General features: G+C 70.5%; 10 protein-coding genes and 1 pseudogene. 5 read left to right on the top strand and 6 right to left on the bottom strand.

Annotated features, from left to right (window positions below):
• Positions 1-56: 56 nt before the first annotated feature.
• The 3 genes from AQI88_RS24690 to AQI88_RS24680 form a co-directional block, all read right to left on the bottom strand.
• The gene (locus tag AQI88_RS24690; RefSeq protein ID WP_244184288.1) at positions 57-464 is read right to left on the bottom strand and encodes an ATP-binding protein; all 408 of its coding nucleotides are present in this window, start codon (positions 462-464) and stop codon (positions 57-59) included.
• A 125-nt stretch (positions 465-589) separates the two neighbouring features.
• Positions 590-1,354 (bottom strand): DUF2127 domain-containing protein, encoded by a 765-nt coding sequence (locus AQI88_RS24685; RefSeq protein ID WP_067003141.1) that lies wholly within the window; start codon positions 1,352-1,354, stop codon positions 590-592.
• Between the two features lie 100 nt (positions 1,355-1,454).
• Complete coding sequence (locus tag AQI88_RS24680; RefSeq protein ID WP_067003139.1) at positions 1,455-3,125, bottom strand: MFS transporter; 1,671 nt, start codon at positions 3,123-3,125, stop codon at positions 1,455-1,457.
• Between the two features lie 118 nt (positions 3,126-3,243).
• Here AQI88_RS24680 and AQI88_RS24675 point away from each other — a divergent pair, with 118 nt between their 5' ends.
• The gene (locus AQI88_RS24675) at positions 3,244-3,873 is read left to right on the top strand and encodes a TetR/AcrR family transcriptional regulator (RefSeq protein ID WP_067003137.1); all 630 of its coding nucleotides are present in this window, start codon (positions 3,244-3,246) and stop codon (positions 3,871-3,873) included.
• Positions 3,874-3,966: 93 nt separating this feature from the next.
• On the opposite strand, the gene AQI88_RS24670 is transcribed toward AQI88_RS24675, so the two are convergent.
• The gene (locus tag AQI88_RS24670; protein WP_067003216.1) at positions 3,967-5,364 is read right to left on the bottom strand and encodes a cation:dicarboxylate symporter family transporter; all 1,398 of its coding nucleotides are present in this window, start codon (positions 5,362-5,364) and stop codon (positions 3,967-3,969) included.
• Between the two features lie 121 nt (positions 5,365-5,485).
• On the opposite strand from AQI88_RS24670, the gene AQI88_RS24665 reads away from it, so the two are divergent.
• Positions 5,486-7,132, top strand: a complete 1,647-nt coding sequence (locus tag AQI88_RS24665) for an ATP-binding protein (RefSeq protein WP_067003134.1) — start codon at positions 5,486-5,488, stop codon at positions 7,130-7,132.
• Positions 7,129-7,833 carry a response regulator gene (locus AQI88_RS43500; protein WP_079057766.1) on the top strand — a complete coding sequence of 235 codons (705 nt, stop codon included), beginning with the start codon at positions 7,129-7,131 and terminating at the stop codon, positions 7,831-7,833. Before AQI88_RS24665 ends, AQI88_RS43500 begins: the two co-directional genes overlap by 4 nt.
• 181 nt (positions 7,834-8,014) lie before the next feature.
• On the opposite strand, the pseudogene AQI88_RS48860 reads toward AQI88_RS43500, so the two are convergent.
• Together AQI88_RS48860 and AQI88_RS24655 are read right to left on the bottom strand one after the other, a co-directional pair.
• A pseudogene (locus tag AQI88_RS48860) lies at positions 8,015-8,587 on the bottom strand (tetratricopeptide repeat protein); the annotation flags it as partial.
• 1,322 nt (positions 8,588-9,909) lie between these two features.
• Entirely contained in the window at positions 9,910-10,467 is a 558-nt protein-coding gene (locus tag AQI88_RS24655) for a hypothetical protein (protein ID WP_067003130.1), read from the bottom strand.
• A gap of 27 nt (positions 10,468-10,494) precedes the next feature.
• On the opposite strand from AQI88_RS24655, the gene AQI88_RS24650 reads away from it, so the two are divergent.
• Both AQI88_RS24650 and AQI88_RS24645 read left to right on the top strand, forming a co-directional pair.
• Complete coding sequence (locus AQI88_RS24650) at positions 10,495-11,343, top strand: 5'-methylthioadenosine/S-adenosylhomocysteine nucleosidase (RefSeq protein WP_079057776.1); 849 nt, start codon at positions 10,495-10,497, stop codon at positions 11,341-11,343.
• Positions 11,344-11,491: 148 nt separating this feature from the next.
• Complete coding sequence (locus tag AQI88_RS24645; RefSeq protein ID WP_067003126.1) at positions 11,492-13,381, top strand: ATP-binding protein; 1,890 nt, start codon at positions 11,492-11,494, stop codon at positions 13,379-13,381.
• Positions 13,382-13,424 lie beyond the last annotated feature (43 nt).

The raw sequence follows: 13,424 nt of genomic DNA, 5'->3' as shown, positions 1-13,424 counted from the left end.
CCAAACCACGCACGACCGTGATGCACGTTCGAACTGCTCACGCCCCCCCAGAGGCACTAGAAGTCCCCCTCGTCCACCCCCGCCGGCCCCGCCCCCTCCTCGTCCCCCCGGACCCCGAGCAACCGGCGAGTCAGCAGATCCCGGTCGGAGAGGAGTTCGTCCAGGGCAGCCCGGACGTCCTCCGGTTCCGTGTGCGGGGACTCGCGTTCCGCCGCGATCAGGACGGAGCGGCAGATCAGTTCCTCGGTGAAGGACGCCGTCGTGCCCTCGGTCCGGGTCACCACCTCGTCGGTGATGTCCTTGCCGAGGCCGAGCGCGGAGCCGTAGAGGGAGAGGAGGCGGGCGCGGCCCTCGGGGTCCGGGAGGGGGATCTCCACGGCGAGGTCGACGCGGCCGGGGCGCTGGGCGAGCGGCGACGGTTCCCGCTCCGCTCCGTACTGGGCCCGGTACTCGGTCGAGCTCATGATCTCGACCCTGCCCGATTCCCCCATGCCTGCCTCCCTGTGTCGACTGGTCATGCCGAGCCTCCCAGCCTGGTGCCGAAATCACCGGCAGGTCAAAGGATTCGGGGCGCGGACCCGCGTGCGTCCTAGACCGTGACCCCCGCCGACTCCTCCACCTCCATCAGCGAGGCGCTGTGCCGCTCCTCCTCGAACTTCCTGCGCCCGCCGCGCAGTCCGAACAGGCGCTTGGCCAGGGCGATGTAGAGGACCGCGAGGATGTTGAGGACCAGGGTGGCGATCTTCAGCCAGCTGATGTGCTCGGTGAGTTCGTAGATCTCCAGGGGGAGGAAGGCGGCGGTGGCCACCACCGTCAGGTACTCCGCCCAGCGCTTGGCGTACCAGAGGCCTACCGCCTCGATCAGTTCGATCAGCGCATACGCCAGCAGCAGGGCCGCGACCAGCATCAGCGTGGAGTGCTTGTAGCCGAAGGCCTTCTGGATGGAGTCGACGACCGGTGAGTGGTCGAGGTCGTAGTGGAAGTGCCGGAAGACCGGGCGGAAAACGTCCAGGTTCTCGTTGAAGAGTCGGCGCACCGAGTCCTGGCTGTTGCTGAACTTCCAGACCGCCACCGCGACCAGCACGATGAACACACCGCGCACGGCTCGCTCGATCGCCAGGAAGCGGAGGATGAACAGGTCCCGCAGCACCTTGCCTCGCGGTACCAGCGGCGCCTCGTCGGCCGGCCCCGAGCCGTGCGGCTCGCCCAGCGCGAAGTCGCCGCAGCGCAGGCAGCGCCAGACGTCACCGAGCGCGGTCTCGGCGTGCAGCCGTACCCGCAGCCGCGGATCGTCCGGCGCGTAGGTCACATGGCCCTTGCGTGCGCAGGTCCGCCGGTCCCAGTCGATCTTCATCCCCCGTGCCTCCATGCTCGTTCGGGAACACGCACGAACGTGCCGTTCCGGTTCCGGAGCGGCACGTTAGTGGATGGGGGTGAGAAGAGGGCGTCAGGGGTCAGCCGGCGGCGCTGTCCACCAGCTCCCGTTCCTCTTCCGGGGCCTTTGCCACGGCGGCCTCGCGGCGCGGCAGCAACACCGCCACCAGGACCGTGCCGATGCCCAGGATCACCGCGCCGACCAGGCTGGTGTGGGCGACCGCGTCCGAGAAGGAGGAGCCGACCGCGTCCGCCATCTGCCGGGCGCCGGAGGCGAGCTGGGTGGCCTGCTGCTTGAGCTGCGCGGCCTGCTGCGCATCGCTCGTCTGCGCGGCCTGTGCGGCCAGTTGGTGGGCCTTGTCGCCGATGCCCTGCGCGACCGCGTACCCGGCGCCGACCGAGTCCTGGGTTGCCAGAGCGCTCGCCGGGAGCTTGCTGCCCGCGGTGGCGTCGGTGAGGTGGTCGCCGTACGAGGTGGCGAGCAGCGAGCCGAGGATCGCGATGCCGAGCGAGCCGCCCAGCTCCAGCGAGGTGTCGTTGACCGCACCGCCGACGCCCAGTTCGGACTCCGGGAAGGCGCCCATGATGGCGTCGGTGCAGGGCGAGAGGGCGAGGCCGATGGCGAGGCCCAGGATGATCAGCGGGGCCAGGAAGTCGGTGTACGTCGAGCTCACGTCGACCCGGGTCAGCAGCGCGAGTGCCGTCGTGCCGCCGACCATGCCCGCGGTGACCGTGTACTTCATGCCGACGCGCGGGGTGAGCCAGCCGGTGAGGGCCGAGCCGACGAAGACCGCGCCGGCCAGCGGCAGCATCCGTACGCCGGTCTCCAGGGCGTCGTAGCCAAGGACGAACTGGAGGTGCTGGGTGAGGTAGTAGAAGGCGCCGAAGACGGCCAGGAAGAAGAGCGCCACGGCGAGGTTGGAGCCCGCGAAACGGCGGTTGGTGAAGCGGCGCACGTCCAGGATCGGGCGGGGGTGGCGCAGTTCCCAGGCGACGAAGGCGACCAGGCCCACCCCGGCGACGACCGCCGCGGTGACGGCCTTGGTGCCCCAGCCGAAGTGCGGTCCCTCGATGATCATGTAGATCAGCGAGCCGGTCCAGATCACCGACAGCAGGCCGCCTACGCAGTCGATGCGGTCGTGATGGCCGGCCTTGGACGGCGGTACGAGGACGAGCGCGCCGATGATCGCCACTGCCGCGATGGGCACGTTGATCAGGAAGGTCGAGGACCAGCCGTGGTCGCGCAGCAGGGCGCCCGCGACCACCGGTCCGGCGGCGATGGCGAGCCCCGCGGTGGCGGTCCACAGCGTGATGGCCTTGGCGCGCTCGGCGCGCGGGAAGGTCGCGGCGAGCAGGGAGAGCGTGGCGGGCATGATCAGCGCGGCGCCGACACCCATCACGGCGCGGGCCGCGATGACGGCCGTGGAGCTGTCGGCGAGGTAGCCGGCGACCGCTCCGCCGCCGAAGACGACGAGGCCGAGGACGAGCGCGCCGCGGCGGCTGTACTTGTCGCCGATCGCGCCGAGCAGCAGCATCAGCGCGGCGTACGGGACGGTGTAGCCGTCGATCACCCACTGGAGGTCGGCGCTGGACAGCCCGAGGTCGCGGGTCATGTCGGGCGCCGCGACCGTGAGGGCGGTGTTGGCCATCACGATGATCAGCAGGCTCAGGCAGAGCACGAGGAGCGCCCACCAGCGCCGGGCGTAGGGGTGGTCCGTCCTCTCGACCGGTTCGTTCATGACGAGTCGCATGGCAGGGATCGCCTTCCTCGGTACGCGACGAGAACTTGCACAGCGTCGTGCAATTGCACAACCATGTGCAATGTACGCCGCTGCACAGCACTGTGCAAGTCGAGGCGGGGCGTGCAGAATGACCGTCATGACCACGGGTAACACCAGCCGCGCCGACGCCAACCGGCGCCGCATCCTCGACGTCGCCCTCGCCGAGCTGCTGCGCGACCCCGACGCCTCCATGGACCAGATCGCGCGCGCCGCAGGGGTCGTACGGCGGACGGTGTACGGGCATTTCCCGAGCCGTGAGGCGCTGATCAGCACACTCGTCGACGGGGCGGTGGAGGCGCTGGCGGACGCGGACGCGGGAGCCCGCGAGGGGCTGGCGGACCCGGCGGAGGCGGTGGCCCGGTCGGTGCTCGCGATCTGGGAGATCGCCGACCGCTACCGGCTGCTGGTGGCCCTCGCCCAGCGCACGGTGACCGTGCAGGGCATCCGCGAACGCCTCGCACCCCTGCGCGAGAACAAGGTGCGGCTGCTGCAGCACGGCCTGGACGAGGGCGTCTTCAGCTCCCCGCTGCCCGCGCCGGCCCTCGCGTACGTGCACGAGCAGATGCTGTTCGCGGTGATGGAGGCGGTGAACGACGGGCTGGTGACAGCGGAAGAGGCGGGCCGCTCGGCCACGGTCACGGTGCTGACCGCAGCGGGCGTACCCGCCTCGACGGCCACCGAACTGGTGGCCAGGGTGAGTGGAAAGCCGGGCGGCTGAGCGAACGGGGGGAGACTCAGCCGCCCGGCGGCGGTGACCGGACGCCCGGCCCGGGTTCAGGCGGAGCCGGACGTCCGGAGCTTTCTTGCGAGGTCAGGCCTTGGCCAGCTCCTTCTCGGGAACCTCCGCAGAAGCCGCATCCTCGTCCAGAAGCGTGGTCTCGTCGAACGGCAGCTCACCGGCGAGGACCTGCTTGACCCGGTCCTTGTCGATCTCCTTCGTCCAGGTGCCGACCAGGACGGTCGCGACGGCGTTGCCCGCGAAGTTCGTCAGCGCACGCGCCTCGCTCATGAAGCGGTCGATGCCGACGATCAGACCGACACCGTCGACCAGCGCGGGCTTGTGCGACTGGAGACCGCCGGCCAGCGTGGCGAGACCCGCGCCGCTGACGCCCGCCGCACCCTTGGAGGCCAGCAGCAGGAAGAGCAGCAGCGGGATCTGCTCGCCGACGGACATCGGGGTGCCCAGGGCGTCGGCGATGTAGAGGGACGCCATGGTCATGTAGATCATGGTGCCGTCGAGGTTGAAGGAGTAGCCGGTCGGCACGGTGATGCCGACGACGGGCTTGCTGACTCCCAGGTGCTCCATCTTCGCGATGAGCCGCGGCAGCGCGGACTCGGAGGAGGAGGTGGAGAGGATCAGCAGGAACTCCCGGCCCAGGTACTTGAACAGGGAGAAGATGTTCAGTCCGGCGATGGCCCGCAGCAGCGCGCCGAGCACGATGAAGACGAACAGGAAGCAGGTCACGTAGAAGCCGAGCATCAGCTTGCCGAGGCTCTCCAGCGCGTCCAGGCCCGCCGAGCCGGTGACGGCCGCGATGGCGCCGAAGGCACCGATCGGCGCGGCCCACATGACCATGGCCAGGATGCGGAAGACCAGCCGCTGGATGTGCTCGATGCCGCGCAGCACCGGCTGCCCGGCCGGGCCCATGGCCTGCAGCGCGAACCCGGCGAGCAGGGCGACCAGCAGGGTCTGGAGCACCTGCCCCCCGGTGAAGGCGGCCACGAAGGAGGTCGGGATGATCGACAGGACGAAGTCGACCGGCGGCAGCGCGTCGGCCGACACCTGCTCGTGCCCGGACGCCTTGATCGCGTTGGTGATGTGCAGCCCGTCACCCGGGTGGAGCACATTGCCGACGACGAGCCCGATGGTGAGGGCGACGAGCGACATCACGGTGAAGTAGCCGAGCGCGATACCGCCGACGGCACCGACCTTCGCGGCCTTCCGTACGGACCCGATCCCGAGCACGATCGTGCAGAAGATGATCGGCGAGATCATCATCTTGATCAGGTTCACAAAGCCCGTACCCAGCGGCTTCAGCTGGACTCCCGCATCGGGCCAGATGAGCCCCACGGCGATACCGAGCGCGACCGCCACGATGACGGCGATGTACAGGTAATGGGTTCGGTCCCGCTTCACGGCGGGTGCGGCAGGTGCCGTATCGGGGGAACTGGCGGCCACGGCTGCCCTCCTTGACGTCGTCGTCGGCATCACCGGCGTGCGGCTCACGTCCGGGCGTTCTGGGGAATGCCGTGACTATCTCCCGGTCTGTGAGGGCGGTCACCCTTCCGTTCATTTAGTTCATGCTTAACCCGAGAGGCACACTGCTGACATGCGCTTCCCGTCCCTCCCGCGCCCCCGCAGCCTGGCCGGCCAGCTCTTCGCCATGCAGGCCGTGCTGATAGCGGTGGTCGTGGCCGGGTACGCGCTGTTCACCTACGTCAGCGACCAGCGGCAGGCCGAGGACGCGGCGGTCCGCCAGGTGACGGCGGTGGCCCGCTCGATCGCGGACGCCCCCTCGGTCCGCGCGGCGATCCACACCTCCGACCCCACGGCCGAACTGGAGCCGTACGCGCTCCAGGTCATGCGGGACACGAACGTCGACTTCGTCACGATCATGAATCCGGACGGCATCCGCTGGACCCACCCCGACCAGCAGCAGATCGGCAAACGCTTCCTCGGCCGCATCGGCCCCGCCCAGCACGGCCGCACCTTCACCGAGACGTACACCGGCACGCTCGGCCCCTCGGTCCGCGCGGTGACCCCGGTGACGGACAACGGCCGGATCATCGGCCTGGTCAGCGCCGGGATCAAGGTCGAGGCGATCAGCGAACGGGTCCAGGACCAGGTCACGGCGCTGTTCGGGGTGGCGGGCGGAGCCCTGCTGCTGGGCGCGGTCGGCACGTACGTGATCAACGCCCGGCTGCGCCGCCACACCCACGGCATGAACGCGAGCGAGCTGAGCCGGATGCACGACTACCACCAGGCGGCTCTGCACGCGGTGCGCGAGGGGCTGCTGATGCTGGACGGGCGGTACAGGGTGGCGCTGATCAACGACGGCGGCCGGGAGCTGCTGGCGGTGGGCGAGGAGCAGGAGGTGGTCGGCATGTCGGTCGCGGACCTCGGCCTGCCGGCCCCGCTGACCGGGGCGCTGCTGTCGTCGGAGCCCCGGGTGGACGAGGTCCATCTGACGGCGTCACGGGTGCTGGTGGTGAACACGTCACCGGTGTCCGGGGGCGAGCGCCGAGGCACGGTGGTCACCCTGCGCGATGTCACCGAACTCCAGTCCTTGATGGGCGAGTTGGACTCGGAGCGGGGCTTCACTCAGGCCCTTCGCTCCCAGGCGCACGAGGCGGCGAACCGCCTCCACACGGTGGTCTCGCTGATCGAGCTGGGCCGGGCCGGGGAGGCCGTGGAGTTCGCGACGGCGGAACTGGAGCTGGCCCAGGCGCTGACCGACCAGGTGGTGGCGGCGGTGAGCGAGCCGGTGCTGGCCGCTCTGCTGCTGGGCAAGACGGCACAGGCCAATGAGCGGGGCGTCGAGCTGGTGGTGTCGGCCGACAGCCGGCTGGACGACGGCGTGCTCCCGCCCGAGCTGTCGGCGAGGGACCTGGTGACCGTCCTCGGCAATCTGATCGACAACGCGGTGGATGCGGCGCAGGGCAGTGTCGGAGCGCGGGTCACCGTGACGGCGTACACCTCGGCGTCCGAACTGGTGCTGCGCGTGTCGGACACCGGGCCCGGTGTCGACCCCGCCCATGCCGACCTGGTATTCCAGCGGGGGTTCTCGACGAAGCCGGCGGGGCCCGGCGGGCGGGGCCTGGGCCTGGCCCTGGTCCGGCAGGCGGTCACCCGGCTCGACGGGACCTTGACGGTGGCGGAGTCCGAACAGGACGGTGCGGGCGGAGCGGTGTTCGAGGTGCGGTTGCCGTTGCGCACGGTGGTCGGGCCCGCCGCGGGGCCGGGAGGCGACGTATGACGGGTTCTGATGCGCAGCCCATCCGGGTCCTCGTGGTGGAGGACGATCCGGTGGCGGCCGCCGCGCATGTGATGTACGTCGGACGGGTGCCGGGCTTCGTGCCGGTCGGCAAGGCGCACACGGGCGCGGAGGCACGCCGCATCCTGGACCGTACGGCCGTGGATCTCCTCTTGCTGGACCTGCACCTGCCGGATGTGCACGGGCTGCAGTTCGCGCGGTCGCTGCGGGCAGCGGGGTATCACGCGGACGTGATAGCGGTGACGTCGGCCCGGGACCTGGCGGTGGTGCGTGAAGGGGTCTCCCTGGGGGTCGTCCAGTACGTGCTGAAGCCGTTCACTTTCGCGACGCTGCGCGATCGGCTGGTGCGGTACGCCGAGTTCCATGCGGCGGTGGGGGAGGCGAGCGGCCAGGACGAGGTGGACCGGGCGCTGGCTTCACTGCGTGCGCCGGGGCCTGCGGCGCTTCCGAAGGGGTTGAGCGCGCCGACGCTGGAGCGGGTTACGGGGACGCTTCGGGAGGCGTCGGAGGGGCTCACGGCGGCAGGGGTGGCTGAGGCGGTGGGGATTTCCCGGATTACGGCCCGGCGGTATCTGGAGCATCTGGTGGAGGCGGGGCGGGCTGAGCGGAAGCCGGTGTACGGGCAGGTGGGGAGGCCGGAGTTGGTCTATCGGTGGGTTCGGGGGGTGGAGCGGGGGCGGTGATCTCGTCGGCCAGAGCGCGGGCCTCGGCGGCTTCGGTGTGGGCGTTGCCATGAGCGTAGGCGTCGGCGGCCTCCAGCCAGCAGGCACGGGCCTCGGCGAGGCGGTCGGCCTGCTTGTGGGCGAAGGCCACGGTGACGAGAGCCTCCCCGAATCCGTACCAGTCCTCGAACTCACGGAAGATCTCCAAGGCCTGGCCGCACGCCTCGATCGCCTCCTGCCCCCGGAGGGTCAGGAGCAGGGCGACGCCGAGTCTGCTCCACGCACTGGCTTCGCGATGGCGATTCCCGGCGGCCTGGCACACGTCGCGGGCACGGCTGACGACCTCGATCGCCTCCTCCGCCCGGCCCGCCATGATCAGGAGATGGCCGATGTTGTGCAACGCCACGGCCTCATTGACGTGGTCCCCGACAGCCTGGAAGAGATCGCAGGCTCGGCTGTGAGCATCGAACGCCTCCGCGATCTGCCCCACGCTCAGCAGGGCGACGCCGAGGCTGTTCAGGGCCGAGGCTTCGCCGTCGCGATTCCCGGCGGCCCGGCACACGTCGCGGGCGCGGCTGCTGACCTCGATCGCCTCCTCCATGTGGCCCGCCTCCAGCAGGACAACGCTGAGGTTGGTCCACGCGTGGGCCTCTCGGGCACCGTCCCCGGCAAGGTGCGCGGCCTCCAGAGCGGCCCGGGCAACGGTGAGCCAGTCGTCGAAGTACCGCCGCTGCGAGAAATACACCGCCAGACGCAGCGAAAGCCGCACCGCCATGTCCGCGTACCGCTTCTCCCGCCCCCACAGCACCGCCGCCACCAGCCCCGCCCGCTCCCCGTCCAGCCACGCCAGGGCCTGCCCGCGGTCCGCGAGCTGTTCCGTCTCCGGCAGCCCCGGCAGCCGCTGCACCCGCTTGTCGGCGGCATACGCCCAGTGGCAGTAGAACCGCAGCACCCGTTCCCGCGCTGCTTCCCCCTCCTCCCGCAAGCCCGCGTCCAGAGCCACCACACCCGAACCGAACGCCCGCACCAGATCATGCATACGCCACCGTCCACGCCCGCTGCCCCGCTCGACGAGGTGGGTGCGGGCCAGCGCCCTCAGGTCCCGCAGCGGAGGGACCTCGGACCCGGCCAGAGCGGCAGCCACCTCGTCGCTCACCTCGGGCCCCGGCACGAGGGCGAGCAGACACAGCAACCGGGCCTGTTCCGCGGGAAGGCGACGGTAGGAGAGGTCGAAGGCGGCACGAACACTGCGCTCACCGTCGTTGAGGGAGGCGAGGCGGTCGTGCGACGCAGCGAGCTCGGCGACGAGTTCTGCCACCGGCTGATCCGGGTCCTCCGCCAACAGCGCCGCCGCGATCTGCAAGGCCAGCGGCAGGTGCCCGCACAGGGCCGCAAGCCGCCCGGCTCCCCCGGGATCGTCGGTGACGCGAGTGTCGCCGGGAGCGGCGATTCTCAGGGCGCGGTCGAGGAGGGCGCAGGAGGCCTCGGGGGTGAGCTGCTCCAAGGGCACGAGCCGGGCGCCGAGCTGGGGGAGACGATCCCGGGACGTGACGAGGACCCGGTGCCGTGTGCCGCCCGGGAGCAGGGGACGTACCTGATCCGGTGACGACGCGTTGTCAGCCAGGATCAGGACCGGATCTCGCTCGGCCAGCGTCGACCGGTAGAGCACCGCCCGCTCGTCCGCTGTGTCCGGGATGTGCTTCGGTTCGACTCCGAGCGCCCGGAGCAGCGACTGGAGCGCCTGGTCGGCGGTAACGGGAGCATCGTCGTAACCGTGGAGGTCCACGAAGAGCTCCCCACCCGGGAACCACCCTTTCTTCCGGGCGGCATAGGACGCCTCGACCGCCAGCGCGGTCTTGCCGATGCCGCCCAGCCCCGACACAGCGGTGACGAGCACGGCCTGCGGCTCGCCGGAGCCACCCGCCGGGTCGAGAGCATCCCGCAACCGCGCCAACTCGTCGTCCCGGCCGGTGAATCCCGCCGTCTTCGCGGGCAGCGCGTTCAGAGCCGTCGGCGCGGGCGCCTGCCGGTGGTACTCCACCTTCTTCCCGATGACCGGTCCCCTGAACTCACCGTCCGGGAAGTGGATGTGGTCGTTCACCCCGCATCGTTCCCCGATCCGAAGGGCACCGCGTACAGCACGATGTGCACCCCCAGGCCCGCCACCGTGAGCGCCTCTGCCACGGAGAGAAACAGCAGCCCCGCCGAGGTGTCGCCCCCGCCCCAGTACACGACGAGCGCACTCAACGGCACGACACAGAACGCAAGCAGGTCGACCAGACACTGCACGACCTTCCGCGAGACCCGTCGCGCATCTCCCCGATGCGCGACCTCCCACCGGAAGACCTCGGCCCCCTCCACCTGCACCATCGTGGCGAGCCGCGGCCCCAGCTCCCGCCGCACGTAGGCTCCGATGGCCGAGATCTTCTGATCGTTGACCAGATACGTCCACCCGAGCACGACACACACCGGCGGCAACGCCAGCAGCATCTCCGTCTGCTTGGCCTGCGCAGCGGCGGCGATCACCGCGGCCACGACAGTGAGTGTGACGTACAGCAGATTGTCCCGGAACCCGATCCGGGTCTTCTGCTCGTCCTTGATCGTCTGGTACTCGGCGAGCAGCAACTGCCCCACCGTTACGTCGCGTTCCGCCACTACGCCCCCTTCCCCCGGCAGTACCTTATGAGTGTGCCGGAGACGAAGCCCACTGTTCTGGTCCTGACCGCACTTGCGCTGGAATATGCGGCGGTGCGTGCGCACATCGAGGAGCGGGAGGAGCGATCCCACCCCGACAACGGGACCATCGTGGAGGTGGGGCGTCTGCGGGGTACGTCGTGGCGGGTCGCCGCGGCCGAGCTGGGCGAGGGCGCCAGGAACACCGCGGCCCTCACTTCATCGCTCATCGGCTGGCTGCGGCCTCAGGCCGTCCTCTTCGTGGGGATCGCCGGCAGTCTGAAGGACGACATCGGAATCGGTGACGTCGTGGTGGGCACGAAGGTGTACGGCATCCACGGCGGCAAGCAGACTCCGCAGGGGCTGCTGGTGCGCCCCGAGGCGTGGTTCGGCTCCAACGCGCTGGTACAGGCGGCACGTTCGGCGGTACGGGACATGCCGGACGTACGGGTGCACTTCAAGCCGATCGCCACGGGGGACGTGGTCCTCGCCGACGCCGAGTCCGAGATCGCACGGCATGTCCGCGAGCACTACAACGATGCTGCGGCCTTCGAGATGGAGGGGTCCGGGGCCGCCCACGCGGCACATCTGGAGGGGCGGGAGGCCCTCGTCGTACGGGGCATCAGCGACCGTGCGAACGCCGAGAAGGCGGTGGCCGACGCGGGCGGTTCTCAGCAACGGGCGGCTGCACAGGCGGCAGCGGTGGCGGTGGCCGCGCTGCACAAGTACCGGCCCCGGGGCAGGAGTTCCGACGACTCCGAGGAGGGGCCCCAAGGACGGTACGGGGGCGACCACATCGACTTCCGGGGCGGGATCTTCCATGGGCCCGTCATCGGGAAGCAGACCGGAAACCGGTAAAGGCCCGGTCCCCCGCGCCAGTGCCACGCTGCCACCCCGGCCCATCGGCTTCACGGGCCGGACGGAGGAACTACGCCGCCTGCTCCCCTGCCTGGCCCGTTCCTCGGACGACACGGCACCGCCCATCCTGATCTCGGCGCTCACCGGCATGGGCGGTATCGGCAAGACCGCTCTGGCGCTGGAGGCGGCACACCAGGCGTGCGGGAAGGGCTGGTTCCCGGGCGGGACGCTCTTCGTGGACCTGCGAGGGTACGACGACGATCCGGTCACCGCGGACCAGGCGGTCCTGGCGCTGCTGGACGCGCTCGGCGTGCAAGGCCCGGAACTGCCGTCCACGCCTGCCCGCCAGTACGACGCCTACCGCGGGCTTCTGGCCGAGCGACAGGACCGCACGCTGCTGATCCTGGACAATGCCTCGGACGCCACGCAGTTCGTACCGCTTCTTCCGGGCACGGATCACCATCGGGTCCTGATCACGTCACGAGACCGCCCGGACGCCCTTCCTGTCCGGCTCATCGACCTCGAAACGATGGACCCCGCCGACTCCGTCGAGCTCCTGACCCAAGCGCTGCGAGACGCCGACGACCGCGACGAGCGGCCGGCGCGGGAGCCGGAGGCACTGTGCGAACTCGCCCGGCTCTGCGGGCATCTGCCCTTGGCGCTCCAGATCGCCGCCGCGATGCTCCGCCGCCGGCGGCACAGAGGCATCGCCTCGCTGGTGACCGACATCGAGCAGGCAGGGGACACGACCGCCGTCCTTGACAACGGCAGTCCCTGCACGGATCTCTACGGCCGTTCGCTCGTCCTGCGCGCCGTCCTGGAGACGTCGTACCGCCGTCTGCCGCCCGATCAGGCCCGCGTCCTGCGCCTGCTCACGTTCGCTCCAGGCCCGGACATCGGCACGGAAGCCGTGGCCGCGCTGATCGACCGGAGGCCGGAGACGGCCGTGGAACTCCTGGAGGACCTGGCTGCCGCGAGCCTCGTGTCGCCCATGGGGGCGAACCGCGCGCTGCGGTGGCGGTTGCACGACCTGGTGCGAGCGTTCGGGGCGCAGGTCGTGGCCGAAGACGCGCGGCTGCTGGAGGAGGGGAAGGCGGCGCGGGAGCGAGTTCTGGCGTACTACGCGGTGTTCACCTGGGCGGCCGACCACCGCTTGCGGTGGATGCCGAGGATGCAGGCACCGCCGCTGCGAGCGGAGGCGTTGGCGTGGTTGGACAAGGAGCGGGCAGGGCTGGTGGCGGCCGCGCAATGGGCGCGGGACGAACGGTACGCGCCCGTGGCAGGGAAGCTGGCGTTGTACTTGGCGGTATACCTGGAGTGGCGGCGCCATTTCGACGACTGGGTCACCGTCGCCCGGAGCGCCCAGCAGGCCGCATGCCACATCGGCGACCACAGCGACGAGGCCACCTCGTACCGATACCTTGGCATTGCCCTGCGGGAGACGGGCCAGGCCGAGGAGGCGATCGAGGCCCTCACCCGGGCCCGTGACCTGTCCCGGGTCTCGGGTGACAGCCGCTCTGAGGCCAACGCGCCGAATGACCTGGGGAACGCTCTGCGGGATCGGGGCCGGTTGGCGGAGGCGGTCGACGCCCTCGACCGTGCCCGCGTCCTCTATGAGGCCGACGGGGTACGCGACGGCGAGGCCATGGCGTTGAACAACCTCAGCGGCGCCCTGCTGGACGAGGGCCGGGCGCAGGAGGCCGTCGACGCCCTCACGCGAGCCCGCGACTTGTACCAGGCCGCCGGGGACGGTCACCGCGTAGGCACTGCTTGGCACAATCTCGGCGTTGCCCTGTGGAAGGTGGGCCGTGCGCAGGAGGCGATCGATGCGTACGGCAAGTCGCTGGAGATCTGCCGGGAGTTCGAGGACTGGTACGGGGCAGGCCTGAGTCTCGAAAACCTGGCCAACGCCCATCAGGATGCCCAGCGTCCCGCCGAAGCCCGCACCGCCTATCTTCAAGCCGCCGAAGCCTTCACCCGAGCCGAAGCCCCGGACAAAGCCGCAAGCGCTCAATCCCGCGCAGACTCATTGACCTGACTAGACCACTCCTCCTACGTTCACACGGCAGCCATCTCCACGC

The organism is Streptomyces cellostaticus (genome assembly GCF_001513965.1).
Lineage (GTDB): Bacteria > Actinomycetota > Actinomycetes > Streptomycetales > Streptomycetaceae > Streptomyces > Streptomyces cellostaticus.
The sequence above is the reverse complement of the archived record's forward strand: the minus strand, read 5'-3'. Positions and strand labels throughout refer to the sequence as shown.

Coding starts and splice junctions, on each gene's coding strand:
- AQI88_RS24650 (WP_079057776.1), top strand. CDS start 10,495: ATGAGTGTGCCGGAGACGAAGCCCACTGTTCTGGTCCTGACCGCACTT.
- AQI88_RS24685 (WP_067003141.1), bottom strand. CDS start 1,354: ATGAAGATCGACTGGGACCGGCGGACCTGCGCACGCAAGGGCCATGTG.
- AQI88_RS24665 (WP_067003134.1), top strand. CDS start 5,486: ATGCGCTTCCCGTCCCTCCCGCGCCCCCGCAGCCTGGCCGGCCAGCTC.
- AQI88_RS24690 (WP_244184288.1), bottom strand. CDS start 464: ATGAGCTCGACCGAGTACCGGGCCCAGTACGGAGCGGAGCGGGAACCG.
- AQI88_RS43500 (WP_079057766.1), top strand. CDS start 7,129: ATGACGGGTTCTGATGCGCAGCCCATCCGGGTCCTCGTGGTGGAGGAC.
- AQI88_RS24645 (WP_067003126.1), top strand. CDS start 11,492: ATGGGCGGTATCGGCAAGACCGCTCTGGCGCTGGAGGCGGCACACCAG.
- AQI88_RS24675 (WP_067003137.1), top strand. CDS start 3,244: ATGACCGTCATGACCACGGGTAACACCAGCCGCGCCGACGCCAACCGG.
- AQI88_RS24680 (WP_067003139.1), bottom strand. CDS start 3,125: ATGCGACTCGTCATGAACGAACCGGTCGAGAGGACGGACCACCCCTAC.
- AQI88_RS24670 (WP_067003216.1), bottom strand. CDS start 5,364: ATGCCGACGACGACGTCAAGGAGGGCAGCCGTGGCCGCCAGTTCCCCC.